Source organism: Streptomyces sp. NPDC002125 (assembly GCF_053593715.1).
Genome location: NZ_JBSFDD010000022.1, coordinates 13,438 through 39,588, shown reverse-complemented (window position 1 = coordinate 39,588; position 26,151 = coordinate 13,438). Strand labels below are relative to the sequence as shown.

Annotated in this window: 20 protein-coding genes and 1 riboswitch; of the genes, 14 read left to right on the top strand and 6 right to left on the bottom strand. The window is 72.2% G+C overall.

Annotated features, from left to right (window positions below):
* The first annotated feature begins 12 nt into the window (after nucleotides 1-12).
* Nucleotides 13-1,077: a CobW family GTP-binding protein gene (locus tag ACWCQM_RS29735; protein WP_450918182.1), complete on the top strand. Its 1,065-nt coding sequence runs from the start codon at nucleotides 13-15 to the stop codon at nucleotides 1,075-1,077.
* A gap of 25 nt (nucleotides 1,078-1,102) precedes the next feature.
* Here the strand turns inward: ACWCQM_RS29735 and ACWCQM_RS29730 are convergent, their stop codons facing one another.
* On the bottom strand, nucleotides 1,103-3,553 hold the full coding sequence (locus ACWCQM_RS29730) for a DNA gyrase/topoisomerase IV subunit A (protein ID WP_450918181.1): 2,451 nt from the start codon (nucleotides 3,551-3,553) through the stop codon (nucleotides 1,103-1,105).
* Between the two features lie 246 nt (nucleotides 3,554-3,799).
* Between ACWCQM_RS29730 and ACWCQM_RS29725 the strand changes: the two genes are divergently transcribed.
* The 4 genes from ACWCQM_RS29725 (at nucleotide 3,800) to ACWCQM_RS29710 (ending at nucleotide 8,711) form a co-directional block, all read left to right on the top strand.
* Nucleotides 3,800-5,152, top strand: coding sequence for a M16 family metallopeptidase (locus ACWCQM_RS29725; RefSeq protein WP_450918180.1), 1,353 nt, complete (start codon nucleotides 3,800-3,802; stop codon nucleotides 5,150-5,152).
* A gap of 26 nt (nucleotides 5,153-5,178) precedes the next feature.
* Complete coding sequence (locus ACWCQM_RS29720) at nucleotides 5,179-6,561, top strand: M16 family metallopeptidase (protein WP_450918248.1); 1,383 nt, start codon at nucleotides 5,179-5,181, stop codon at nucleotides 6,559-6,561.
* A 235-nt stretch (nucleotides 6,562-6,796) separates the two neighbouring features.
* Nucleotides 6,797-6,963, top strand: a riboswitch (cyclic di-AMP (ydaO/yuaA leader).
* A gap of 13 nt (nucleotides 6,964-6,976) precedes the next feature.
* The gene (locus tag ACWCQM_RS29715) at nucleotides 6,977-7,768 is read left to right on the top strand and encodes a M23 family metallopeptidase (RefSeq protein WP_450918179.1); all 792 of its coding nucleotides are present in this window, start codon (nucleotides 6,977-6,979) and stop codon (nucleotides 7,766-7,768) included.
* A gap of 238 nt (nucleotides 7,769-8,006) precedes the next feature.
* Complete coding sequence (locus ACWCQM_RS29710; protein ID WP_450918178.1) at nucleotides 8,007-8,711, top strand: GntR family transcriptional regulator; 705 nt, start codon at nucleotides 8,007-8,009, stop codon at nucleotides 8,709-8,711.
* Between the two features lie 170 nt (nucleotides 8,712-8,881).
* Here ACWCQM_RS29710 and ACWCQM_RS29705 read toward each other — a convergent pair whose 3' ends face one another.
* Complete coding sequence (locus tag ACWCQM_RS29705; RefSeq protein WP_014153627.1) at nucleotides 8,882-9,163, bottom strand: HPr family phosphocarrier protein; 282 nt, start codon at nucleotides 9,161-9,163, stop codon at nucleotides 8,882-8,884.
* 163 nt (nucleotides 9,164-9,326) lie between these two features.
* Between ACWCQM_RS29705 and ACWCQM_RS29700 the strand changes: the two genes are divergently transcribed.
* The 6 genes from ACWCQM_RS29700 (at nucleotide 9,327) to ACWCQM_RS29675 (ending at nucleotide 17,418) form a co-directional block, all read left to right on the top strand.
* Entirely contained in the window at nucleotides 9,327-12,218 is a 2,892-nt protein-coding gene (locus ACWCQM_RS29700) for a bifunctional acetate--CoA ligase family protein/GNAT family N-acetyltransferase (RefSeq protein ID WP_450918177.1), read from the top strand.
* A gap of 61 nt (nucleotides 12,219-12,279) precedes the next feature.
* Nucleotides 12,280-12,876 (top strand): DUF5998 family protein, encoded by a 597-nt coding sequence (locus ACWCQM_RS29695; protein WP_073748144.1) that lies wholly within the window; start codon nucleotides 12,280-12,282, stop codon nucleotides 12,874-12,876.
* A complete protein-coding gene (locus ACWCQM_RS29690) occupies nucleotides 12,876-14,063 on the top strand; it encodes an alkaline phosphatase family protein (RefSeq protein WP_267080190.1) in 1,188 nt (395 codons plus the stop codon). The genes ACWCQM_RS29695 and ACWCQM_RS29690 overlap by 1 nt, the downstream gene beginning before the upstream one ends.
* Nucleotides 14,064-14,115: 52 nt before the next feature.
* Nucleotides 14,116-14,766, top strand: coding sequence for a thymidine kinase (locus ACWCQM_RS29685; protein WP_450918176.1), 651 nt, complete (start codon nucleotides 14,116-14,118; stop codon nucleotides 14,764-14,766).
* A 128-nt stretch (nucleotides 14,767-14,894) separates the two neighbouring features.
* Complete coding sequence (locus ACWCQM_RS29680) at nucleotides 14,895-15,338, top strand: SRPBCC family protein (protein WP_450918175.1); 444 nt, start codon at nucleotides 14,895-14,897, stop codon at nucleotides 15,336-15,338.
* A 283-nt stretch (nucleotides 15,339-15,621) separates the two neighbouring features.
* The gene (locus ACWCQM_RS29675; RefSeq protein WP_450918174.1) at nucleotides 15,622-17,418 is read left to right on the top strand and encodes an ABC transporter ATP-binding protein; all 1,797 of its coding nucleotides are present in this window, start codon (nucleotides 15,622-15,624) and stop codon (nucleotides 17,416-17,418) included.
* Nucleotides 17,419-17,636: 218 nt separating this feature from the next.
* Here the strand turns inward: ACWCQM_RS29675 and ACWCQM_RS29670 are convergent, their stop codons facing one another.
* Complete coding sequence (locus ACWCQM_RS29670; RefSeq protein ID WP_450918173.1) at nucleotides 17,637-18,413, bottom strand: VOC family protein; 777 nt, start codon at nucleotides 18,411-18,413, stop codon at nucleotides 17,637-17,639.
* Nucleotides 18,414-18,649: 236 nt separating this feature from the next.
* Between ACWCQM_RS29670 and ACWCQM_RS29665 the strand changes: the two genes are divergently transcribed.
* The gene (locus tag ACWCQM_RS29665) at nucleotides 18,650-19,477 is read left to right on the top strand and encodes a sulfurtransferase (RefSeq protein ID WP_450918172.1); all 828 of its coding nucleotides are present in this window, start codon (nucleotides 18,650-18,652) and stop codon (nucleotides 19,475-19,477) included.
* 97 nt (nucleotides 19,478-19,574) lie between these two features.
* Here ACWCQM_RS29665 and sepH read toward each other — a convergent pair whose 3' ends face one another.
* Entirely contained in the window at nucleotides 19,575-20,633 is a 1,059-nt protein-coding gene (gene sepH / locus ACWCQM_RS29660) for a septation protein SepH (RefSeq protein ID WP_450918171.1), read from the bottom strand.
* A gap of 496 nt (nucleotides 20,634-21,129) precedes the next feature.
* Between sepH and ACWCQM_RS29655 the strand changes: the two genes are divergently transcribed.
* Nucleotides 21,130-22,278: a hypothetical protein gene (locus ACWCQM_RS29655; RefSeq protein ID WP_450918170.1), complete on the top strand. Its 1,149-nt coding sequence runs from the start codon at nucleotides 21,130-21,132 to the stop codon at nucleotides 22,276-22,278.
* 43 nt (nucleotides 22,279-22,321) lie between these two features.
* Here ACWCQM_RS29655 and ACWCQM_RS29650 read toward each other — a convergent pair whose 3' ends face one another.
* The gene (locus tag ACWCQM_RS29650) at nucleotides 22,322-23,641 is read right to left on the bottom strand and encodes a D-arabinono-1,4-lactone oxidase (RefSeq protein WP_450918169.1); all 1,320 of its coding nucleotides are present in this window, start codon (nucleotides 23,639-23,641) and stop codon (nucleotides 22,322-22,324) included.
* Entirely contained in the window at nucleotides 23,601-24,845 is a 1,245-nt protein-coding gene (locus ACWCQM_RS29645) for an MFS transporter (protein ID WP_450918168.1), read from the bottom strand. Before ACWCQM_RS29645 ends, ACWCQM_RS29650 begins: the two co-directional genes overlap by 41 nt.
* A gap of 127 nt (nucleotides 24,846-24,972) precedes the next feature.
* On the opposite strand from ACWCQM_RS29645, the gene ACWCQM_RS29640 reads away from it, so the two are divergent.
* Nucleotides 24,973-26,103 carry a ferrochelatase gene (locus ACWCQM_RS29640; RefSeq protein WP_450918167.1) on the top strand — a complete coding sequence of 377 codons (1,131 nt, stop codon included), beginning with the start codon at nucleotides 24,973-24,975 and terminating at the stop codon, nucleotides 26,101-26,103.
* The last annotated feature ends 48 nt before the right edge of the window (nucleotides 26,104-26,151 follow it).

The following is a 26,151-nucleotide window of genomic DNA, read 5'->3' as shown; positions in this document are numbered from 1 at the left end:
AGGAAGGCCCCGTTGACCCCGCCCCACGCCCCGCAGATCCCGGTCGTCGTCCTGGCGGGCTTCCTCGGATCAGGCAAGACGACCCTGCTCAACCATCTGCTCCGCAACAGGGCGGGCAACCGCGTCGGCGTGATCGTCAACGACTTCGGTTCCATCGAGATCGATGCCATGACCGTCGCGGGCCAGGTCGGCTCCACGGTCTCGCTCGGCAACGGCTGCCTGTGCTGCGCCGTCGACGCGAGCGAACTCGACGACTATCTGGAGACGCTCACCAGGCCCTCCGCCCGGCTCGACGTGATCGTCATCGAGGCGAGCGGGCTCGCCGAGCCGCAGGAGCTCGTGCGGATGCTGCTGGCCAGCGACAATCCGCACATCAGGTACGGGGGACTGGTCGAGGTCGTCGACGCCGCCGAGTTCCCGGCCACCCGGGAGCGCCACCCCGAGATCGACCGGCATCTCGCGGTCGCCGACCTGATCGTCCTGAACAAGACCGACCGGGTGGCGGAGACGGACCTGCGGGGCGTGCGGGAGGCCGTCGCCGGCGCCGACGGCCGGGCGGCCGTCATCACCGCCGCGTACGGGCGGATCGACCCGGAGCTGCTCTTCGACCCCGTCCTCCGGCCCGACGAGGACGACCTCGACCGGCAGCTCTCCTTCGAGGACCTGCTCCCCGAGGAGGACCGCACGCACGAGGCCCACCTCCACACGGCGTACGAGAGCGTCTCCTTCACCGCCCACGTGCCGCTCAGCCCCCGCCGCTTCATGGACTTCCTCGACTCCAGGCCCGCGGGCCTCTACCGGATCAAGGGGTTCGCCGACTTCGGGGAGGGCGACCGGGACAACCGCTACGCCCTGCACGCCGTCGGAAGGTTCCTGCGGTTCGCGCCGCGGCCCTGGTCCAGGGGCGAGGAGCGCCTGACCCAGCTCGTGCTGATCGGCTCCGGCATCGACGCCGACGCGCTCCTCAAGGAGCTCGAAGAGTGCCGGGACGCACAGCAGGACGCCACCGACGAGCTGGAGCGCAGCATGTGGGGCGTCCTGCGGTACGTGCGGCAGCCGGACGACGACGAGGCCTGAGGCCCCGCGCCACCCGGCCGCCGTCCTACAGTGGTCCGGCGATCACCGCGACCTGGCTGGTCAGCGGCGTGCCCGAGCCGTCACGGCGCGGGTCCGGGGCCGGCAGCTCGGCCGGCGAGCCGTTCTTCTGCGCGGCGCGGGCCGGGGTTCCGCCCGCCCAGGCGAACACCAGGACGTCCTCGCCCTTCAGGAAGCGCTGGCAGCGCACACCACCGGTGGCCCGGCCCTTGCGCGGGTACTGGTCGAACGGGGTGAGCTTCCAGGTCCGCTCCGAGTCGTCCAGCGTGCCGTGCGACCCGGCGACCGTGAAGACCACGGCGTCCGCCGCGGGATCCACCGCGGTGAACGAGAGCACGGACGCGCCCGCCGCGAGCTTGACGCCCGCCATGCCGCCCGCCGCGCGCCCCTGAGGCCGTACCGACGCGGCCGGATAGCGCAGCAACTGCGCGTCGGACGTGATGAAGACCAGGTCCTCCTCGCCCGTACGCAGCTGGGTGGCGCCGACGATACGGTCACCGTCCTTCAGCGCGATGACCTCCAACTCGTCCTTGTTGGCCGGGTAGTCGGGCACCACACGCTTCACCACCCCCTGCAGGGTGCCGATGGCCAGGCCGGGCGACTCCTCGTCCAGCGTGGTCAGGCAGACCAGCTCCTCGCCGGCCTCCAGCGTGAGGAACTCGGAGATCTGCGCACCGCCGGACAGATTCGGGGCCGCGTGGGTGTCCGGCAGCTGCGGCAGGTCGATCACCGAGAGACGCAGCAGCCGGCCCGTGGACGTCACCGCGCCCACGTCCCCGCGGGCCGTCGCCGCGACGGCCGAGACGATCGCGTCGTGCTTGGTGCGCTTGGCGTCCTCGGCCTGGACGACCGGCCCGGCACCGGCCGTGCGGGCCAGCAGACCGGTCGAGGAGAGGAGCACCTGGCACGGGTCGTCGGCGACCTCCAGGGGCACGGAGGCGACCTGCGAACCCGCCGACTCCAGCAGCACGGTGCGCCGGTCGGTGCCGAACTTCTTCGCCACGGCGGCCAGTTCGGACGAGACGAGCTTGCGCAGCTCGGCGTCCGACTCCAGGATCGCCGTCAGCTGGGCGATCTCCTCGTTGAGCTGGTCGCGCTCGCTCTCCAGCTCGATACGGTCGAAGCGGGTCAGCCTGCGCAACGGGGTGTCCAGGATGTACTGGGTCTGGATCTCGCTCAGTGAGAAGCGCTCCATCAGGCGCTCCTTCGCCTGCGCCGAGTTGTCGCTGTCCCGGATGAGGCGGATGACCTCGTCGATGTCGAGCAGGGCGACGAGGAGACCCTCGACCAGGTGCAGCCGGTTGCGGCGCTTGGTCCTGCGGAACTCGCTGCGCCGCCGTACCACGTCGAAGCGGTGGTCGAGGTAGACCTCCAGGAGCTCCTTGAGTCCCAGGGTGAGCGGCTGGCCGTCGACGAGCGCCACGTTGTTGATGCCGAAGGACTCCTCCATCGGCGTCAGCTTGTAGAGCTGTTCGAGCACGGCCTCGGGGACGAAGCCGTTCTTGACCTCGATGACCAGGCGCAGACCGTGCGCCCTGTCCGTGAGGTCCTTGACGTCGGCGATGCCCTGGAGCTTCTTCGAGCCGACCAGGTCCTTGATCTTGGCGATCACCTTCTCCGGGCCGACGGTGAAGGGAAGTTCGGTGACGACGAGCCCCTTGCGGCGGGCCGTGACGTTCTCTATGGCCACCGTGGCACGAATCTTGAACGTGCCGCGCCCTGCGGCGTACGCGTCCTTGATGCCGCCGAGGCCGACGATCCGGCCGCCCGTCGGGAGGTCGGGCCCCGGGACGAAGCGCATCAGCGTCTCGAGGTCGGCGCCCGGGTGACGGATCAGGTGGCGGGCGGCGGCGATGACCTCGCCGAGGTTGTGCGGGGGCATGTTGGTCGCCATGCCGACCGCGATCCCGGAGGCGCCGTTGACCAGGAGGTTCGGGTACGCCGCGGGCAGGACGACCGGTTCCTGCTCCTGGCCGTCGTAGTTCGACTGGAAATCGACCGTGTCCTCGTCGATCGACTCCGTCATCAGGGACGTGGCGTCGGCCATCCGGCACTCGGTGTACCGCATGGCGGCCGGCGGGTCGTCGTTGCCGAGCGAGCCGAAGTTGCCGTGCCCGTCGACGAGGGGCAGACGCATCGAGAACGGCTGTGCCATGCGCACCAGTGCGTCATAGATCGACGCGTCGCCGTGCGGGTGCAGTTTGCCCATCACCTCGCCCACGACACGGGCGCACTTCACATAGCCGCGGTCGGGCCGCAGCCCCATCTCGTTCATCTGGGACACGATGCGGCGGTGCACGGGCTTCATGCCGTCGCGGGCATCGGGCAGCGCCCTGGAGTAGATCACCGAGTACGCGTACTCGAGGAAGGAGCCCTGCATTTCGTCGACGACGTCGATGTCGAGGATCTTCTCCTCGAAGTCGTCCGGCGGCGGGGTTTTCGTGCTGCGGCGGGCCATCGCGGCTGCGACTCCTTCACAGATTCTGTCGGGCAACCTCAGGTTCTGACGCCGACCATTGTGGACCGCCGTGCTGACAACCCCGACCTCGACCCGTCCGAAGCGGTCTCCAGGGCCTGCGCCGGGCCCCTGTTTACGGCAGCATCTACGACAACTTTCACCCAACGGGAACTTCGCCAGGTGCCCGTGCGCTTGCTTAGAGTGGCAGGTCCGGCAGGAAATCCTGTACCGATCGAAGGGACGTACATGCCCATGGGTCACACGGCCACAGCCCAGGCCGGTTCCGGCGGCTTGACGGCGACCGAGCACCGTCTGGCCAACGGCCTGCGCGTGGTGCTCTCCGAGGACCATCTGACCCCGGTAGCCGCGGTCTGCCTCTGGTACGACGTCGGGTCCCGCCACGAGGTCAAGGGACGCACCGGTCTGGCTCACCTTTTCGAGCACCTGATGTTCCAGGGCTCGGGCCAGGTCAAGGGGAACGGGCACTTCGAGCTGGTGCAGGGGGCGGGCGGCTCCCTCAACGGCACCACCAGCTTCGAGCGCACCAACTACTTCGAGACGATGCCGACGCATCAGCTGGAGCTGGCCCTGTGGCTCGAGGCCGACCGGATGGGCTCGCTGCTCGCCGCGCTCGACGAGGAGTCCATGGAGAACCAGCGCGACGTCGTCAAGAACGAGCGCCGCCAGCGCTACGACAACGTCCCGTACGGCACGGCGTTCGAGAAGCTCACCGCCCTCGCCTACCCCGAGGGCCACCCGTACCACCACACCCCGATCGGCTCGATGGCCGACCTGGACGCGGCGACGCTGGAGGACGCGCAGGCGTTCTTCCGTACGTACTACGCGCCGAACAACGCGGTGCTCTCCGTGGTCGGGGACATCGACCCGGAGCAGACGCTCGCCTGGATCGAGAAGTACTTCGGCTCCATCCCCTCCCACGACGGCAAGCAGCCCCCGCGCGACGGCACGCTGCCCGGCATCATCGGCGAGCAGCTGCGCGAAGTGGTCCAGGAGGAGGTCCCCGCGCGTGCGCTGATGGCCGCCTACCGGCTGCCCCACGACGGCACCCGCGCGTGCGACGCCGCGGACCTCGCGCTCACCGTGCTCGGCGGAGGCGAGTCCTCCCGGCTGCACAACCGCCTGGTCCGCCGCGACCGTACGGCGGTGGCGGCGGGATTCGGGCTGCTCCGGCTCGCGGGCGCGCCCTCGCTCGGCTGGCTGGACGTCAAGACGTCCGGCGGTGTCGAGGTGCCGCAGATCGAGGCGGCCGTCGACGAGGAGCTGGCCCGCTTCGCGGAGAACGGCCCCACCCCGGAGGAAATGGAACGGGCCCAGGCGCAGTTGGAGCGCGAGTGGCTCGACCGGCTCGGCACGGTCGCCGGCCGCGCCGACGAACTGTGCCGGTACGCCGTCCTGTTCGGCGACCCGCAGCTCGCCCTGACCGCCGTGGGCCGGGTGCTCGACGTGACGGCCGACGAGGTCAAGGAGGCGGCCCGGGCGCACCTGCGCCCCGACAACCGGGCGGTCCTGGTCTACGAGCCGGTCGAACCGGCCGACGACACCGAGGGCACCGACGCGCACGAGGGGGCGGACAAGTGACCGACGCCGCCGTGACTGGAGTAGCGATGGAGTACCACCCGCAGCCGACCGCCGGCGAGGCCAGGCCCTGGGCCTTCCCCGCGCCCGAGCGCGGCGCCCTGCCCAACGGCCTGACCGTGCTGCGCTGCCACCGCCCCGGCCAGCAGGTCGTCGCCGTGGAGATCTTCCTCGACGCGCCGCTGGACGCCGAGCCCGAGGGCCTGGACGGTGTGGCCACGATCATGGCGCGCGCCCTGTCCGAGGGCACGGACAAGCGCTCCGCCGAGGAGTTCGCCGCCGAGCTGGAGCGCTGCGGCGCCACGCTCGACGCGCACGCCGACCACCCGGGCGTCCGTGTCTCCCTGGAGGTCCCCGTCTCCCGGCTGGCCAAGGCCCTCGGCCTGGTCGCGGAGGCGCTGCGGGCCCCCGCCTTCGCGCAGGACGAGATCGAGCGCCTCGTGCGCAACCGCCTCGACGAGATCCCGCATGAGCAGGCCAACCCGGCCCGGCGGGCCGCCAAGCAGCTCTCCAAGGAGCTCTTCCCCGCCACGGCACGCATGTCGCGCCCGCGCCTGGGCACCGAGGAGACCGTGGGACGGATCGACGCCGCGGCCGTGCGCGCCTTCTACGACGCCCATGTCCGTCCGTCCACCGCGACCGCGGTCGTCGTCGGCGACCTCACCGGCGTGGACCTGGACGCCCTGCTCGACGACACCGTCGGCGACTGGTCGGGCAACGCGGGCCAGGCCCGCCCGGTCCCGCCGATCACCGCGGACGACACCGGCCGCGTGGTCGTCGTGGACCGGCCCGGAGCCGTCCAGACCCAGCTGCTGATCGGCCGTATCGGCGCGGACCGGCACGACAGCGTGTGGCCCGCCCAGGTCCTCGGCACCTACTGCCTGGGAGGCACGCTCACCTCCAGGCTGGACCGTGTGCTGCGCGAGGAGAAGGGCTACACCTACGGCGTCCGGGCCTTCGGCCAGGTACTGCGGTCGACGGCTCCCGGCTCCTCCTCCGGGCCGGCCGGTGCCGCGATGCTCGCGATCAGCGGCTCCGTGGACACGGAGTCCACCGGGCCCGCGCTCGACGACCTGTGGAAGGTCCTGCGCACGCTGGCGGCCGAAGGACTCACCGACGCCGAGCGCGAGACCGCCGTGCAGAACCTCGTGGGTGTCGCCCCGCTGAAGTACGAGACCGCGGCGTCCGTCGCGGCCACGCTCGCCGACCAGGTGGAGCAGCACCTGCCGGACGACTACCAGGCCCAGCTCTACGCGCGCCTGGCCGAGACGGGCACCGTCGAGGCGACCGCGGCCGTGGTCAGTGCGTTCCCGGTCGACCGGCTGGTCACGGTGCTCGTCGGTGACGCCTCGAAGATCGCCGAGCCCGTCCGGGCGCTGGGCATCGGCGAGGTGTCGGTCGTCACCGGCTGACGGCCACCGGGTACGGACGGGCGGAAACGGCCTCCGTGAACCGGCGAAGCAGTACGGAAAGGACCCCGGCGAGGGCACTCTCGCCGGGGTTCCGCCGCATGTCCTGTTTGTCGTTATAGGTGCGAAATGCCCTGTGGGATGTCCGACAAAAGGCCCGTTCCGTTTGGAGATGCGAAGCGGCCCGACCTAGCGTCAGCCCGGCTGTCCGCCAGACGTATGCCGCGACCGCGGCGCCGGACAGTCATCGCCGAGTCCCCGTCAGGCGCGAGCCTGGGGAGCCGGGGACCCATGAAGTCCCTGGGGTGAATCGGATCCCTGCGCCTCGCGCGAGGCAGGGGGCCCGTAGGAGACCTTCCTGCTCCGAACCCGTCAGCTAACCCGGTAGGCGAGAAGGAAGGAAAGGACCAGCTCCTCCATGGCGTTCATCCGTGCCACCGGGAAGCACCGTGCCCCGAGCCGCCTGACGCGCAAGAGCGCCCAGGTCGCCGGCATCGCGGCCCTGGCCACCACCGGCGTCATCGGCGCCACGGCCTCCCCGGCGCTCGCCGCGGACTCCGAGGCCCCCGCGAGCAGCACCGGTCTGACCCAGACCGTCGCCCTCGACGCCACGCTCGCCGCCCAGATCGACGCCCAGGCGAAGGCCCAGAAGCACCAGGCCGAGCTCGCCGCGAAGGCCGCGGCCGAGGCGAAGGCCAAGGCGGAGGCGAAGGCAGAGGCGAAGCGCAAGGCCGAAGCCCGCGCCAAGGAGGTCCGCGAGGCCGAGGCCCGTGCCGCCCGCGCCGCCGAGCGCGCCCGGCTGAACGCCTTCCACCTCCCGGTCGCCGGCTCGCACGTGACCACCGGCTACAAGTCCGGTGGCGCGCTGTGGTCCTCCGGCAGCCACTCCGGCGTGGACTTCCAGGCGGCGTCCGGCAGCTCCGTCGTCGCGGTCGGCGCCGGTACGGTCGTCGAGGCGGGCTGGGGCGGCGCGTACGGCAACAACATCGTGCTCCGGATGAAGGACGGCACCTACACCCAGTACGGCCACCTCTCCTCGATCGGTGTCTCCGTCGGCCAGAGCGTCACCTCGGGTCAGCAGATAGGCCTTTCCGGCTCCACCGGCAACTCCACGGGACCGCACCTGCACTTCGAGGCCCGGACCACCCCCGAGTACGGGTCCGACATGGACCCCGTCGCCTACCTCCGCTCCCACGGCGTCCAGGTCTGACTCCGCACAGCGTGACAGCGCCCCTCCCGGGCGTACGACGAAGGCCCCGGCCCACCCGCCGGGGCCTTCTCCGTGTGCCCGGGAGGGGCGCCCGCCCAAGCGCGCGTGGAAGTGCTCCCTGGCTAAAAGATATCCATGGATTCCACCCCGCCATCGGAAATTCCCGCCGGTTGCAATAGAGTCACAGAACAGGCGTCGGTCGGCCGCGTTTCGCGGGGATTAAGGCGGAGGTTCGGACATGCGCATTCCCGCGCATTCGGTATGCACGGCGATCCGTGACGACATCGTCTCCGGTGTCTTCGAACGCGGTGGCCGCCTCACCGAAGAGGTACTCGCGCGACGCTACGGCGTCTCACGCGTCCCGGTGCGCGAGGCGCTGCGCACCCTGGAGTCCGAGGGATTCGTCGTCACCCGCCGGCACGCCGGCGCCTGCGTCGCCGAGCCCACGGAGCAGGAGGCGGCGGACCTCCTGGAGATCCGCATGCTCCTGGAACCCCTCGGGGCCGCACGGGCCGCGCAGCGCCGTACCGACGCGCACCTCAAGGTGCTCCGAGGCCTGGTCAGACTGGGTCAGGAGCGGGTCCGCCGGGGGGAGGGGGAGGATCTGCGCTCGCTGGGCGGCTGGTTCCACGAGACGCTCGCGCAGGCCTCGGGCAGCCCCGCGCTGATCGCGCTGCTCACCCAGCTCCGGCACAAGATCGCCTGGATGTACTCCGTCGAGCAGCCGGCCCGCCCCGCGGACTCCTGGGCCGAGCACGGTGCCCTCGTCGACGCGGTGGCGCGCGGCGACGCGGAACGGGCCAGGTCCCTGGCCGCCCAGCACGCCGAGCGGGCCGCCGCCGCCCACCGGCTGCGCCGCACGGACCGGCAGGGCAGCGCGGCGGGCGGGATGCGGGTGAGGACTTCGCAACACCCCGTAAACATCGCGGGAGTCCGTCATTAACAATGGCGCCGTATACAAAGAAGGTAATTCGCGCAGGGCTTTCTTTTTGCTGCCCTGATTCAGTTTTTCCGGTGCTCCGTGAAGCCGGTCACGGAAACAGAAATGCCGCGGCCCCCGTGGGGGTGCCGCGGCATTTCCGTGAAAAATTCTCCGATCCGGAACGGCCGGAATCAGACGGTCTCCGGGAGCTCCTCGAGCCCCTCGGCGACCAGCTTCGCCAGACGGTCCAGAGCGACCTCGGCGTTGTCGGCCTCGGACGCGAGCACGATCTCCTCGCCGCCCTGGGCGCCCAGGCCGAGCACCGCCAGCATGGACGCGGCGTTCACGGGGTTGCCGTCCGCCTTGGCGATCGTCACGGGGACGCCGGAGGCCGTGGCGGCACGGACGAAGATGGAAGCGGGGCGGGCGTGCAGGCCCTCGGCCCATCCGACGTTGACGCGGCGCTCAGCCATGGTTCTGCCCTTCACGTATCAATGGTTGTCTAGACCAGTCTCTCATGCGGTGCGCGCTGCCGGGCCTGGGCTCACCGCCGGCCCGCTCACGCCCGGCGGCCCCCTCAGCGTGCCTTCGCCGCGAACCCGGCGCGACCGGTGCGACGCGCCGTAGGCTTTGCCCATGGAGCCCTCGCCGGAGCAGAGTCCGCATCACGCGTACCCCGACCACTGGGAGGCGGACGTCGTCCTCCGCGACGGTGGCACCGCGCGCATCAGGCCCATCACCACGGACGACGCCGAGCGGCTCGTCAGCTTCTACGAGCAGGTGTCCGACGAGTCGAAGTACTACCGCTTCTTCGCGCCGTACCCCCGTCTCTCCGCCCGCGACGTGCACCGCTTCACCCATCACGACTACGTCGACCGGGTGGGACTGGCGGTGACGATCGGCGGCGAGTTCATCGCGACCGTGCGCTACGACCGGATCGACGACCGGGGCAGGCCCGCCTCCGCCCCGGCCGACGAGGCCGAGGTCGCCTTCCTCGTCCAGGACGCCCATCAGGGCCGCGGTGTGGCGTCGGCGCTCCTCGAACACATCGCCGCGGTCGCCAGGGAGCGTGACATCCGCCGCTTCGCCGCCGAGGTGCTGCCCGCCAACAACAAGATGATCAAGGTGTTCCGGGACGCCGGCTTCACCCAGCAGCGCAGCTTCGAGGACGGCTCCGTCCATCTCACCCTCGACATCGAACCCACCGCGGAGTCCCTCGCCGTCCAGCGCGCCCGTGAGCAGCGGGCCGAAGCGCGCTCCGTCCAGCGCCTGCTGACCCCGGGCTCCGTCGCGGTCATCGGCGCGGGACGCGCGCCGGGCGGCGTGGGCCGCACGGTGCTGCGCAACCTCCTCGCCTCGGGCTTCACCGGGCGCGCGTACGCCGTGAACACGTCCTTCGACGCCGATCTGCGCACCGTCGACGGGGTGCCCGCGTACCGCTCCGTGGGGGAGATCGGCGAACAGGTCGACCTCGCGGTCGTCGCCGTCCCCGCGGACCGGGTCCCCGAGGCCGTCGCCGACTGCGGCGAACACGGCGTCCAGGGGCTCGTCGTCCTGTCCGCCGGTTACGCCGAGCGCGGCGCCGACGGCCGGGAGAAGCAGCGCGAACTGGTCCGGCAGGCACGCTCGTACGGCATGCGGATCATCGGCCCGAACGCCTTCGGCATCATCAACACCTCGGACGAGGTCCGCCTCAACGCCTCCCTCGCCCCCGAGTCGCCGAAGGCCGGGCGCATCGGGCTCTTCACCCAGTCCGGCGCCATCGGCATCGCCGTGCTGTCCGGCCTCCACCGGCGGGGCGCCGGACTCTCGGCCTTCATCTCCGCGGGCAACAGGGCCGACGTCTCCGGCAACGACTTCCTCCAGTACTGGTACGAGGACCAGGGCACCGATGTCGCCCTCCTGTACCTGGAGTCGCTCGGCAACCCGCGCAAGTTCACCCGGCTCGCCCGCCGCACCGCCGCCGTGAAGCCGGTGGTCGTGGTGAAGGGTGCCCGGCACAGCGGCTCGACCCCGCCCGGCCACGCCGTACCGGTCAGCCGCATCCCCGACGCGACGGTCTCGGCACTGATGCGCCAGGCGGGCGTGATCCGCGTCGACACCGTGACGGAGCTGGTCGACGTGGGCCTGCTCCTCGCGGGCCAGCCCCTGCCGGACGGCCCCCGGGTGGCGATCGTGGGCAACTCGGAGTCCCTCGGCCTCCTCGCCTACGACGCCTGCCTCGCCGAGGGGCTGCGCCCGCGCCCGCCCCGGGACCTCACCACGGCGGCCGGACCGCAGGACTTCCGTTACGCACTGGGTGAGGCGCTCGCGGACCGTACGTGTGACGCGGTGATCGTCACCGCGATCCCCTGGGTGGGGGAGAACGGCGAGGCCGAGACCGGCGACGGAGAGGTCCTGGCGACCGCCCTGCGCGAGGCGGCGGCCACCGGCCCGGCCAAGCCGGTGGCGGTGGTGCACGTGGAGATGGGTGGCCTGGCCCAGGCACTCGCCGCCGCCACGAGTACGGCGGCCCCTCCCGCGGCGCGCCCCGCCGCCACGCCCCCGGCCCCGCTGCCGACGCCGCCCCCGGCCGCGCCGCAGACCACGGAGCAGGCCGCCCCTCCGCCCACCGCGTCGCCGGCCACGCCCGCCTACCCCGAGCCCTCCGCCGGGCGGATTCCCGCCTACCCCGCCGCCGAGCGGGCGGCCAGGGCGCTCGCCGAGGCCGTGAGGTACGCACAGTGGCGGCGGCAGGCCGCGACCCCCGGCAAGGTCCCCGAATTCCTGGACGACACCATCGACGAGGCGGGGACAGCAGGGCTGATCGAGACGCTGCTGGGTCCCGACCCGGCCCCGCGGGGCCGCCCGCTGACCCACGACGAGGCACGGGAACTGCTCGCCCGCTACGGCGTCACCGTGCGGCCCGCGCTCGCCGCCCCGGACCCCGACGCGGCCGTGGCCGCGGCCGCGAAGATCGGTTATCCGGTGGCCCTGAAGACCACCGCGCCCCACCTCCGCCACCGGGCCGACCTCGGTGGCGTCCGGCTCGACCTCGCCAACGAGAACGCCCTGCGCCGGGCCTACGACGAGCTCACCGAACTGCTCGGCACGCCCGCGGAACTCCGCCCCGTCGTCCAGGCCATGGCACCCAGGGGCGTCGACACCGTCGTACGGGCCTCGATCGACGCGGCCGCCGGTGCCGTCCTCTCCTTCGGGCTGGCCGGTGCGCCGTCCGAACTGCTGGGCGACACCGCCCACCGCCTCGTCCCCGCCACCGACCGCGACGCCGCCGAGCTGATCCGCTCCATCAGGGCGGCTCCGGTGCTGTTCGGCTGGCGCGGCTCCGCGCCGGCGGACACCCCGGCGCTCGAAGAGCTTCTGCTGCGGGTGTCCAGGCTGGTCGACGACCACCCCGAGGTGGTCTCGGTCACCCTGGAACCCGTCGTCGTCGCCACGCAGGGCCTGACGGTCCTCGGAGCGAGCGTCCGGCTCGCCCCGCCGCCCGCCCGCAGCGACCTCGGCCCCCGCCGGCTTCCCAGCTACTGACCGCCCACGGACCCGCGCACGGCGTGCCCGGCAGCCACCGGCCCCCCGTAGGATGGTCCGTATGGCAAAGACCGGTACGACGACCCAGGGGCTGCGCGCGGCGATCGAGCGCAGCGGCTACTACCCGGCCCTCGTGGCCGAGGCGGTGGAGGCCGCTGTCGGCGGTGAGCCGGTCGCGTCGTACCTGGTGCACCAGGAGACCACCTTCGACTCCAACGAGGTGCGCCGCCACGTCACGGTCCTCGTCCTGACGGACACCCGCTTCATCGTCAGCCACACCGACGAGCAGGCCGCCGACACCAGCTCCCCGACGCCGTACGCCACGACGTCCACGGAGTCGGTCAAGCTCGACCGGATCTCGTCCGTCGTGGTCAGCCGGGTCGTGGCCAACCCCGAGAAGTACGTGCCGGGCACGCTGCCCCGCGAGGTCGTCCTGACCATCGGCTGGGGCGCGGTCTCCCGCATCGACCTGGAGCCCGCCGCCTGCGGCGACCCCAACTGCGAGGCCGACCACGGCTACACCGGCAGCTCCACCGCCGACGACCTGAGCCTGCGGGTCAGCGAGGCGGGGGACGGCCCGGACACCGTGCGCCAGACGCTGGCCTTCGCCCAGGCGCTCTCCGAGGCCACGGCCGCGACCGCGGCGACCGCCCGCTGATGGTCCAGCCCGCCTGGCAGGACCCCGTCCTGCTCGCTCCCGAGAGCGCGCCCGTCCCCGAATACGGCACCGGGTCGCTCGCCGACCTCCTGCCGACGCTCGTCGCCGGACAGGGGGTCCCGGGCTTCGAAGCGACGATCCCGGAGCTCACCCCCGCCGACCGCAACTGCGTCTTCCTGATCGACGGGCTCGGCTGGGAGCAGATCAAGGCCCACCCGGACGAGGCGCCCTTCCTGCACAGCCTGCTCCCCACCTCCCGCGGGGGGACGGGCCGGCCGATCACCTCGGGCTTCCCGTCCACCACGGCCACCTCGCTCGCCTCGGTCGGCACGGGCCTGGCCCCCGGCGAGCACGGCCTTCCCGGCTACACCGTGCGCAACCCGGAGACCGGCGCGCTGATGAACCAGCTCCGCTGGAAGCCGTGGACCGCGCCCAAGGTCTGGCAGCCGCACCCCACGGTCTTCACCCTCGCCGACGCCGCGGGCGTACGCACCGCCCAGGTCTCCGCCCCCGACTTCGAGCAGACCCCGCTGACCAAGGTCGCGCTCAGCGGCGGCTCCTTCCTCGGCCGGCTCTCCGGCGAGGAGCGGATGGACGTCGCCGCCCAGCGGCTCGCCGCCGGCGACAGGTCCCTCGTCTACACGTACTACAGCGAGGTCGACGGCCAGGGCCACCGCTACGGCGTCGACTCCGACGCCTGGCGCGGCCAGCTGATGTACGTGGACGGGCTCGCCCGGCGCCTCGCCGAGCAGCTCCCGCCGCGCTCCGCGCTCTACATCACCGCCGACCACGGAATGATCGACATCCCGTTCGACGAGCAGTCCCGGATCGACTTCGACGAGGACTGGGAACTCGGCGCCGGAGTCGCCCTGCTGGGCGGCGAGGGCCGGGCCCGCCATGTGTACGCGGTCCCCGGGGCCGAGGCGGACGTACTGACCGTCTGGCGCGAGGTGCTCGGCGAGCAGTTCTGGGTGGCGAGCCGGGACGAGGCCGTCGCGGCGGGCTGGTTCGGCCCCCGGATCGACGAGCGGGTGTACGGGAGGATCGGCGACGTGGTCGCGGCCGCCCACGACGACGTGGTGATCACCGCCTCGGCCAACGAACCCCACGAGTCCCTGATGGTGGGGATGCACGGCTCGCTGACCCCCGTGGAACAGCTCGTCCCGCTCCTCGAAGTACGCTCGTAGCCCTCGTTTCGTCCTCCCTCCCGCACCGCACCCGAAAGGCCCGCACCCCCTCATGCCCGAGCTCGTGTTCTTCTCCGGAACGATGGACTGCGGAAAGAGCACCCTGGCCCTCCAGATCGGCCACAACAGGTCGGCGCGCGGACTTCAGGGAGTGATCTTCACCAGGGACGACCGCGCGGGGGAGGGGAAGCTCTCGTCGCGCCTCGGCCTGGTGACGGAGGCGGTCGAGGCGGGCCCGGGGATGGATCTGTACGCGTATCTGGTCGCGCAGCTGTCGCAGGGCGGCAGGGTCGACTACGTGATCGTGGACGAGGCCCAGTTCCTCGCCCCCGAGCAGATCGACCAGCTGGCGCGGGTCGTGGACGACCTCGACATGGACGTCTTCGCCTTCGGGATCACGACGGACTTCCGTACGAAGCTGTTCCCCGGTTCCCAGCGGCTGATCGAGCTGGCCGACCGGATCGAGCAGCTCCAGGTCGAGGCCCTGTGCTGGTGCGGAGCCCGTGCCACGCACAACGCCCGGACGATAGAGGGCGAGATGGTCGTCGCGGGGGCACAGGTGGTGGTCGGCGACGTGGACCGTCCGGCGGGCGAGGTCGGTTACGAGGTCCTCTGCCGCCGTCACCACAGGCGCCGCATGACAGCCGCATCCGCTCGCGCGGGCGCGCTGTCCCCGGAGGTCCTGCCGGTCTCGTCCGGCTGACGCGGCCGGACCGCACCTCACCGGCGCAGGCCCTTCGGAGCCTTCGGCAGAGCGGCCACGCGTGTCCCGCCGAGTGCTGGGTAGGCGGCAGCACAAGCCGCAACCGAGTGAAAAGAAGGATGATTCGCATGTCCTCCTCCCTCGTCGAGACCGTCGACATCAAGGCGCCCGTGGCCGTCACGTGGGCACTGTGGAGCGATGTGACGCAGTGGCCGAAGTTCCTGAGCCACGTCCGGCGGGTCGATCCCATGGACGAGCGCCGGTTCTCCTGGCAGCTGTCCCTGCCGGGCGCCGACAAGGGCTTCGTCGCGGAGCTCACCGAGGTCGTCCCGCAGGACCGGATCGCCTGGAAGACCATCGAGGGTGTGCACCACGCCGGTGTCGTCACGTTCCACCGGCTCGACGACACCTCCAGCCGGGTCGCCCTGCAGATCGAGTACGACCCCAGCGGATTCGTGGAGCACCTGGGCGCTCTGACCAACCTCGATTCCGTACTGGCCAACTACGACCTGGGCGAGTTCCAGAAGCTCGCCGAGTCCACGGCGGCCGGGGTGGGGCCCCGGGGTGTCTGACCCCGGCCTCACGGGGCGGCGCCGGACGTCCCGCAGGACAACAGGCGGTGTCTGACGCCCCGTAGGGCAACGGCCCGTGCGTACCCCAGGTGCGCACGGGCCGTGTCGTGCCCGGTGCGGGGCGGGCGGCGCACGGGCCGTGTCGTGTCCGGTGCGGGCCCGGCCGGCGCACGGGCCGTCGTACGCGTGGAAGTTCGACCCGGTCCGCCGGTTTCCGTCCCTGCCCGTCTCTTCCCGTGGACCGGGGGTTGTCGGCGGCAAGGGGAGCGGGTGGGATGATCCCATGAAGAAAGCGCTTTCTCCGCTCTCCGCCGAACCCCTGGCACCCTTCGACCACCTCGATCACCGCTACCGCGGCGAGAACCCGGTCCGCACCCTCGGCCATCTCTTCCGGCCCGACCGTGGCCGGCTGGCCATGGCGGTCGTCATCTTCGTCGTGAAGCACAGCCCGATCTGGCTGCTGCCGCTCATCACCGCCACCGTCCTCGACGTGGTCGTCCAGCACGGCCCCGAGTCCGGGATCTGGAAGTCCACCGGCGTCCTGCTGTTCATCCTCGTGATCAACTACCCGCTCCACCAGTGGTACGTCCGCCTCCTCGGCGGCAGCATCCGCCGCATGGGCATCACCCTGCGCTCGGCGCTCTGCCGGCGGATGCAGCAGCTCTCCATCGGCTACCACTCGCGGGTCAGTTCGAGCGTGCTCCAGGCCAAGGTCGTCCGTGACGTCGAGGCCGTGGAGCAAATGGTGCAGCAGAGCTCGGACATGGGCCTCGGGGCCGTCGTCACCCTGGTCGGCGGGCTCGTCGTCATCGGCGTACGGGTGCCCGAATTCCTGCCCGTCTTCCTCGTGGTGGTTCCTGCCGCGGGCTTCCTCGTCATGAAGCTGCGCGGGCGGCTGCGCAGCCACAACGAGTCCTTCCGGCGCGAGGTCGAGCAACTCTCCTCCCGGGTCGGCGAGATGACCACCCTCATCCCCATCACCCGTGCCCACGGCCTGGAGCGGACCGCGCTCGGCCGGGTCGACGGCTCGCTGCGCCAGGTGTTCGCCGCCGGTCTGCGCCTGGACATGATCAACGGCCGCTTCGGCTCGCTGGCCTGGGTCATCCTCAACACCCTCGGCGTCCTGTGCCTCACGGGGTCCGCCCTCGTGGCGTACCACGGCTGGATGCCGATCACCGCCGGCGACGTGGTCATGCTCAGCGCCTTCTTCACCGTGCTCACGGGCTCGGTGACCACCCTGCTGGGCCTCGCCCCCATCCTCACCAAGGGCCTGGAGTCGGTGCGTTCCGCCGGAGAGGTGCTCCAGGCGCCCGACCTGGAGACCAACGCGGGCAAGGCGCGGGTGGAGAGCGTCGTCGGCCGGATCGACTTCGAGGACGTCGGCTTCGGGTACGAGGACGGGGAGCCCGCCGTCGACGGCTTCACCCTCTCCGCGCGTCCCGGCGAGACCATCGCGCTCGTGGGGGCCTCGGGCGCGGGCAAGTCGACGGTGCTCAACCTGCTCATCGGCTTCATCCGGCCGACCTCGGGCCGCATCCTGCTCGACGGGACCGACATGGCCGGACTCGACCTCCGTACCTACCGGCGCTTCCTGTCGGTGGTGCCCCAGGAGTCGATCCTCTTCGAGGGCAGCATCCGCGACAACGTCACGTACGGCCTGGGCGACACCGACGAGGAGACGCTGACGCGTGCCCTCCGCGACGCCAACGCGCTCGAATTCGTGGAAGGGCTCCCGCGCGGCCTGGACACCGTCATCGGGGAGCGCGGCGCGCAGCTGTCGGGCGGTCAGAAGCAGCGGCTCGCCATCGCCAGGGCCCTGATCCGCGATCCGAGGGTGCTGGTGCTCGACGAGGCGACCTCCGCACTCGACAACCGTTCGGAGGCGCTCGTGCAGGAGGCCCTGAGCCGGCTCGTGCACGGCAGGACCGTCTTCGTCGTCGCCCACCGGCTCTCCACGATCCAGGGCGCCGACCGGATCGTGGCCATGGAGGGCGGCCGGATCGCCGAGATCGGGACGCACGAGGAACTGCTCGTCACGGGCGGGGTGTACGCGGGACTCCAGCCGGCCCGTCCGAGGTGACACGACCTCGTCACGTCGCGGGCGGCAGGTGAGGGCGGCGCCCTGACGGTGCGGTCCTCCCCGGCGGAGCGGTCCTCCCCGGCGGAGGGCGTCGGGGAGGACCGGCCGACGCCCTCCGCCCCACCGGGCGGTACGCAACCCCCGCGCGGGTTCGGTCTGTTGCCGGGTGGAGCCGGCACCAGGGACCCGGGCGGCAACGACGTACCGGTGGGACGGGCTCAGGCGCTCGTGGGCCGGACGATCGTGAACACCGCGCCCTCCGGGTCCGCGACCGTCGCCATCCTCCCGATCGACCCCTCGCGCGCCGGCTGCAGCACATGTCCGCCGAGCTCCACCACCCGCGCCGCCATCTCGTCGGTGTCGGCGACCTGGAAGTACGTCATCCAGTGCGGACCCCGGTCGCGTGGCAGCGCGTGTCCCACGCCGTGCAGGGCGGCGACCGGGCGGCCCGCCAGGCGCAGCGTCTGATAGTCGAAGTCGGCCGAGACGACCGCCTCGGTCTCGAAACCGAACACGGACTGGTAGAACTTCGCGACCGACGAGGTCTCCCGGGTCATCAGCTCGTTCCACACCGGGGTGCCGGGGGTGCCCGCGAGCGCCGTACCGAGGTGCTCGGCCGCCTGCCAGATACCGAAGACCGCCCCGCTCGGGTCGGAGGCGATCGCCAGGCGGCCCGCGTCACCGGCGTCGAGGGGGCCGACGGCCACCGTCCCGCCGCAGGAGCGGATCGCCTCCGCCGTCGCCCCCGCGTCATCCGTGGCGAGGTACGTCGTCCAGGCGATGGGGAGGTGCCGGTCCGGCGGCAGCTGTCCGATGCCCGCGACCTCCTTGCCGCGCAGCACGGCCCGGACGTACGGCCCCAACTGCTCGGGCCCGGGCAGGAACTCCCAGCCGAACAGCCGGCTGTAGAACTCCTGGGTGGCGGTCAGGCCGTGCACGATCAGACTCACCCAGCACGGTGCGCCGGGCGGGCGCCGGGTGGCAGCCTCGGTCATCTTCTCTCTCTCCTCGCACCATCGGGGTGGCCGCACGGGGATGAAGCCTGCGCGGTCTCCAGGGGTACGGATACGGGCGCACACGCTCCGTGCAGATGCTCGCACCACTCAGGCCCCGAGGCACCCCGGCCGCGCCGCGTTTTCCGGCTTCCACGCACCCCGGGGACCGATTTGATGGGGTACATCCCTATCGGTGGAGCGCTGTCCCTCGCGACCCCTGCGCGAAGATGGCAGACATGAAGCCCATCATCACCGCATCCGAATACATGAGCGAGTCGGCGGGGCCGCGCCCGCCGGTGCTCCTCGACGTCCGCTGGCAGCTCGGCGGTCCGAACGGCCGCGCCGACTACGAGGCGGGGCACCTCCCGGGCGCCGTGTTCGTCGACCTCGACTCGGAGCTCGCCGGCCCGCCGGGCGGCGGCGGCCGTCACCCCCTGCCGGACCCGGAGGAGTTCGGGGCCGTCATGCGGCGGGCGGGTGTCGGAAGCCGGACCCCGGTGGTGGTCTACGACGGAGGCCAGGGCTGGGCCGCCGCCCGCGCCTGGTGGCTGCTGCGCTGGACCGGGCACGACGATGTCCGCGTGCTGGACGGCGGCCTCGCCGCGTGGACGGGTGAGCTCACCACCGAGGTTCCGCACCCCGCCGAGGGCGACTTCCGGCCGGAGCCGGGCGCGCTCGGTCTCCTGGACGCGGACGGGGCCGCCGCACTGGCCCGCTCCGGCCTGCTCCTCGACGCGCGGGCGGCTGAGCGCTACCGGGGCGATGTGGAGCCGATCGACCGGGTGGGCGGCCACATCCCGGGCGCGGTGTCCGCCCCGACCACCCGGAACGTCGAGGAGGACGGACGCTTCCTGCCCGCGGCGGAGCTGGCGTCCCGCTTCTCGGCCCTGGGCGCCGACGGCAGCACCGAGGTCGGGGTGTACTGCGGCTCGGGCGTCTCGGGCGCCCATGAGGTGCTGGCCCTGGAGATCGCCGGACAGCGGGCCGCCCTCTACGCCGGATCCTGGTCGGAGTGGACTTCGGACGAGTCCCGCCCCGTCGCCACCGGGCCGGAACCCCGCTGAAGGGCGCGCGCCGGGTGACAGGGACGGAGCGAGGGCCCGTACGCCGTACGCGTACGGGCCCTCGCCCCCGGGGCCGGGGAGTCCCCGAACCGGTTTCTCAGTCCTGCTTCTTGCGGCGGGTGCCGAAGACGATCTCGTCCCAGCTCGGCACGGCGGCACGGCGCCCCGGGCGGACACCGTCGGCCTCCGCCTGGCGGTCCGTCGTCCCGGTCAGCCTGTCGCGGTGCCCGGCCACGGCGCGCGGCATCAGCACATCCGCGTATGCCGAACCGGCTCCGGCGGAGGCCGCCGCGGCCGGTGGCTCGTCCGCTTCGGGCTCCTGCTGGGAGGCCGGCTCCAGCGCGGGCGGCTCCGGCTGGGAGGGCCGCTCGGGGACGACCATGTCGCCGCGGAAGCTCGGCACCGCTTCCAGGAGGCTGGTCAGGGAGTCGCGCTCGTTGGACGACACACCACTGATCCGCTCCTCGGGCTCCGCCGGGGCGGGGCGCTCGATCTGGCGGTCCAGCGCGCGGTCCAGCGGCCGGTCGCGCGGCAGGCGCGCGATCCGGGGCACGAACGGGAAGCTCGGCTCCGGAGCGGCGACGTCGTCCGTCTCGCCGATCAGCGAGCGCGCCTCCTCGTCGACGGCCTGGACCAGCCGGCGCGGAGGGTCGTACGTCCAGCTCGCGGAGTGGGGCTCGCCCGCGACGCGGTAGACCAGGAGGACTTCCCAGGTGCCGTCGTCCCGGCGCCAGGAGTCCCACTGGACGGTTTCGCGGTCGGCGCCGCGCAGCAGGAGACGCTCCTGCACCGCTTCGCCGAGCTGGGGTCCGGTGTTCTCGCCGGGACGGCGCACAGGAGTCTTCCGGGCCCGCTCGGCCATGAACGCACGCTCCGCGAGCACGGGGCCCTCGAAGCGGCGTACCCGGTCCACCGGAATCCCGGCGAACTGGGCGACCTCCTCGGCGGAGGCGCCGGCGCGTATCCGCGCCTGGATGTCGCGGGGGCGGAGATGGCTCTCCACCTCGATCTCGATCTGGCCGAGCCGGGCGCGGTCATTGCGCACGGCGGCACGCAGCCGCTCATCGATCGGAAGCGTGTACTCCGTGCTGTCCGCAGCCTTGAGCACCAGTCGTGTGCCGTCGTTTGAGACGGCCACGACACGCAGTTCGGGCATGGGAACCTCCCGGGTGGTGCCTGCCGACGTCACGTGCGTCGCTGCTTCCGCTAGTCGAGTGTGACCTGCCCGGGTTCAGCCTGCCACAACCTTGCCAAGTTACCCGGCGTGTCGGGCCTTGGCCCTGGACCGCCACGATGGCACGGTTACCTGTTTGCGACGCGGAGTGACCGGGTGGTCGCTCCATGCAGCAGGCGCCCGTGCGATGCCGCGGCGCCGCCGGTTCGGGTGCCGCCTTCGGCCCCCTCCCGTAGGTTCCGGACACCCGTGTGGGAGTCCGGCCCCAGGGCTCGCCACAGTACTCCATTCGGGCCACGGGGGTGGACGGCGCGCCGTCGAACTTTGCGCCGGATACGGGAGTTGGGTCACCCCGTAGTTCGCCCTATGCCCTCGATGCGTGTGTTGCTTCACAAAATCTCCAGAATTGGAACTATCCGATTCGCTCAAATGTCCCTTCCTGGTGCAAGGTGGGGTAGTTGTCGAGCAGGGACTGATCATGGTTCAGAAGCCGCAGAGTGATGCGGAACGCAAGGAAAGGCGCATAGATCTGAGCCTGCCGCAGGTTGCCGGCAGTGCTGTCGCGGCCGTCGCGGCGGCGGTGATGGCCTCGCAGCTCGGTGTGTACGGAACCATCGCCGGTGCGGGCGTGATGAGCGTGGTGGCCACCTGCGGGGGATCGGTCTTCCAGCACTTCTTCCGTCGTACGGGGGAGCAGATCCGCGAAGTCACCGTCCAGGTGAAGCATCCGGCGGGCCGTCAGGTCACGGTGCGCACGCGCGAGACGATTCCCGCGCCGCACCGCTCGGAGGACCGGGCCGGGGACGACGGGACGACCGCGCCGCGGGCGGTGGAGCCCGACGCGGAACGCACCACGGTGCTCCGGCAGGTCCCGTCCGGCGACCCGGAACGCACCACGATGCTGCGCAAGGTCCCGTCCGGCGACGAGGACCGCACCGCGATGCTCCCGCAGGCCCGGCCCGGAGATCCGGACCGTACGACGATGCTGCGCAAGGTCCCGTCCGGCGACGAGGACCGCACCGCGATGCTTTCCCAGGCCGCTCCCGGCGACCCGGACCGTACGACCGTGATCCCTCAGGCCCGTCCCGGCGGCCCGGAGCCGGACGACGCCTACTCCGACGCGCGTACGCACGGCACCCGCGTCCGCGGCTGGAAGCGCTCCGCCCTCGCCGCCACCGGGGTCTTCGTCCTGTCCATGGCGGGCATCACCGTGTACGAGATGGTCTCGGGGCACGACCTCGCCGGCAACGGAGGCACCACCGTCGGCTCCGTCGTGAGCGGCGAGCGCGGCGCGGGGACGACCTCGCCCGAGCCCTCCGTCAGCACGGACGGCACCGGCCAGGAGGAGGACGGCGGCGACAGCGGCCGGCCGGACGACGGCGACGCGACCACGCCCGGTACGGAGTCCGGGGACGCGGAGAGCGCGCAGCCCGGCACCACCGAGGGGGACGGCTCGACCACGGGCCCCGCCCCCACGCCCTCCGCGACCGGCGGAGCGACGGCGCCGGAACCCACCAGCCCCACGGCACCGGGCGACGGCGCCACCTCGCAGGCGCCGGACCCGACCGCGACCACCGACGCCCCGGCCCAGGACGAAGGCGCGCCCGGAGCGGACGCCGACCGGTGACCCCGCCCCGGCGGCCCTCGCAGGACCACTCGGGCCGGCGTCGTCAGTCGCCGAGCACCCGGCGCAGATAGGCGTTGGCGAACAGCCGGTCCGGGTCGAGCCGGTCGCGTACGGCGGTGAACTCGCCGAAGCGCGGGTAGACCTCCGCGAGATGGCCGGCCTCCCGGGTGTGGATCTTGCCCCAGTGGGGGCGGCCCTCGTACCCCGTCATGATCCGCTCGACGGCCGTGAAGTACGCCTGGTGGGGCGTGCCCTTGTACAGATGGACCGCGATGTACGCGCTCTCCCGGCCCGACGCCGTGGAGAGCGCGATGTCGTCCGCCGGGGCCGTGCGGACCTCCACGGGGAAGCTGATCCGCAGCGGCGAGCGGTCGACCATCGCCTTGAGCTCGCGCAGCGCCTCCACCGCGGCCTCGCGCGGCAGCGCGTACTCCATCTCGACGAAGCGCACCCGCCGGGGGCTGGTGAACACCTTGTACGGGATGTCCGTGTACGTGCGGGCCGACAGGGCCCGGCTGGAGAGCCGGGCTATGGAGGGGATGGTTCCGGGGACCGCCCGGCCGACCGAACAGGCAACCTGGAAGATCCCGTTGGAGAGCAGCTCGTCGTCGATCCAGCCGCTGATCCGGCCGGGAGGGGCGGGCGGGCCCGCGCTGCGGTTGTTGCGCTTGGTGTTGCAGTTGCCGGTGTGCGGGAACCAGTAGAACTCGAAGTGTTCGTTCTCGGCGACGAGCTGATCAAAATCGGAGGTGACCCGGTCGAAGGTCATCGGTTCCTCGCGGGCGGTGAGCAGGAAGACCGGCTCCACCGCGAAGGTGATCGCGGTGACCACCCCGAGGGCACCGAGTCCGATCCTGGCCGCGGCGAACACGTCCGGGTGCTCGCTCTCCGAGCAGCGCAGCACCGAGCCGTCGGCCGTCACCAGCTCCAGCGCGCGGATCTGCGCGGATATCGAGGCCGAGTCCCGGCCCGTGCCGTGGGTGCCCGTGGAGGTGGCCCCGGCGACCGTCTGCTCCATGATGTCGCCCATGTTGGTGAGGGAGAGCCCCTCCCGGGCGAGCGCGGCGTTGAGGCGCTTCAGCGGGGTGCCGGCCTCGACCGTGACGGTCATCGCCGCACGGTCGATGTCCCGGATGCCGGTGAGCAGATCGGGCCGCACGAGGACGCCGTCGGTGGCCGCGGTCGCCGTGAACGAGTGGCCGGTGCCGACGGGCTTCACGGTGAGGCCGTCCTCGGACGCCCTGCGCAGCACCTCGGCGAGTTCGTCGACGGACGCGGGGGACGCCACGCGTGCCGGACGGGCGGTGACGTTGCCCGCCCAGTTACGCCACGTGCTCGCCGTCCGTGCGTAGGTGTCGGTCATCTTCCCCGCGCCCTCCCCTAGGAGCCGGCTCCGCGAGCCGGCGATACCCCAGGAACGCCACCGCGGCCGCGAGCGCTCCCGCCACGGCGGGCACCGCGTACCCCGCCTCGGCCCCGGAGGCGTCGACCACCCAGCCGGCGGCGGAGGAGCCGAGCGCCACCCCGACCGCGAGTCCGGTGCTGGTCCAGGTCATGCCCTCGGTCAGCTGGTTGCGCGGTACGTGCTGTTCGACGAGGGCCATCGTGGTGACCATCGTCGGTGCGATGGCGAGGCCCGCGACAAAGAGCGCCACGGCCAGGAACGGCAGGCTCCCGGCCAGTTGGAGGGGGATCATACTCACGGCCATCGCGCACACCCCCACCAGCCACCGGGTGGACGGCTTCCCCCGCAGGTGCAGCAGACCGAAGACGGCTCCCGCGAGGCACGACCCCAGGGCGTAGACCGCCAGCACGAGGCTCGCCGCCGCCTTGTGGCCGCGCTCCTCGGCGAAGGCCACCGTCACCACGTCGACCGCTCCGAAGATCGCCCCGGTGGCGACGAAGGTGACCACCAGCACCCGGAGGCCGGCCGAGCGCAGTGCCGAACCGCCCGTGTGCTGCTCCTTGGGGTGCGGCTTCGGCTCGGTGGCGCGCTGGGCGGTCAGCCAGAAGACCCCGGTCACCAGGAACACCCCGGCGATCAGAGGGCCCGCCTCCGGGAACCACGCGGTGGACAGGCCGATCGAGATGATGGGCCCGAAGATGAAGCACACCTCGTCGACGATCGACTCCCAGGAGTACGCGGTGTGCAGCTGACGCCCCGAACCCCGGTAGATCTCGGCCCAGCGCGCCCGGACCATCGACCCCACGCTCGGGACGCAGCCGGCCCCCGCCGCGAAGACGAACAGGGTCCAGTCCGGCAGCCGCTGCTGCGCGCAGACCAGCAGCCCCGCGACGGACGCGGCCGCGAACAGGGTGACGGGGCGCAGCACACGGCGCTGCCCGTGCCGGTCGACCAGCCGGGACACCTGCGGGCCCATGACGGCCGCCGCCATGGCGAGCGTGGCGGAGAGCGCACCCGCGAGCCCGTAGCGGCCGGTGAGCTGGGAGACCATCGTGACGACGCCGATCCCCATCATGGACAGCGGCATCCGGCCGAAGAATCCGGCCGCCGAGAACTCCCGGGCTCCGGGGGCGGCGAAGATGGCGCGGTAGGGGCTGGGCAAGGTAGTGCTCCGGTCAAGCCTGTCAGGAGTGCGATGGGCTGATACAGCTTACGGGCGCCCCCGGCACGCCCATGACGCGCCGACGGCGGTTGCCGCACTGTCGGAGGCGGGTGGCAGGATCGGGTGCATGTCCGATGTGCGTGATCCCGCTCCCTACGACGCTCTGCTGCTGCTCTCCTTCGGAGGTCCTGAAGGTCCCGACGACGTGGTCCCGTTCCTGCAGAACGTGACGCGTGGCCGCGGCATCCCCGAGGAACGGCTCAAAGAGGTCGGCAAGCACTACTTCCTCTTCGGCGGCGTGAGCCCGATCAACGCGCAGAACAGGGCGCTGCTCGACGCGCTGCGCGAGGACTTCGCGGAGAACGGCCTGGAGATCCCCGTCTACTGGGGCAACCGCAACTGGGCTCCGTACCTCACCGACACCCTCCGCGAGATGGCCGCGGACGGCCGCCGGCGCATCGCCGTGCTCGCCACCAGCGCCTACGCCTCGTACTCCGGCTGCCGCCAGTACCGCGAGAACCTCGCGGAGTCACTCTCCGTGCTGGAGGCGGAAGGGCTCCCGGTGCCCCGGGTGGACAAACTGCGGCACTACTTCAACCACCCCGGCTTCGTGCGGCCCATGGTCGACGGTGTGCTCGCCTCGCTCGCCGATCTCCCCGAGGACGTCAGGGCGGGCGCGCACCTCGCGTTCACCACCCACTCCATCCCGACCTCGGCCGCCGACGCCTCGGGACCGGTGGAGTCGCACGGTGACGGCGGCTCGTACGTGGCCGAGCACCTGGACGTGGCCCGGGTGATCGTCGAGGCCGTGCGCGAGGAGACCGGCGTCGCGTACCCGTGGCAGCTCGTCTACCAGTCGCGCAGCGGCGCCCCGCACATCCCGTGGCTGGAGCCCGACATCTGCGACCACCTGGAGACGCTCCACGGTGACGGCGTCCCGGCGGTCGTCATGGCCCCCATCGGCTTCGTCTCGGACCACATGGAGGTGCTGTACGACCTCGACACGGAGGCCACGGCGAAGGCCGCCGAGCTGGGGCTGCCGGTGCGCCGGTCGGCGACGGTCGGCGCGGACCCCCGGTTCGCCGCGGCCGTGCGCGAGCTCCTCCTGGAGCGTGCAGCCGCCGAGCAGGAGCGCCCGGTCACGCCGTGCGCCCTGGGCGCGCTCGGTCCGTCCCACGACCTCTGTCCGGTCGGCTGCTGCCCGGCCCGGGCGCCGAAGCCCGCCGCCGCGGGAGCCGACAGCCCCTTCCAGGCATAGGGCCTCTCGTTTGGATCAGGCCGGGTCGCGTGCCCTGGTGCCGCACCT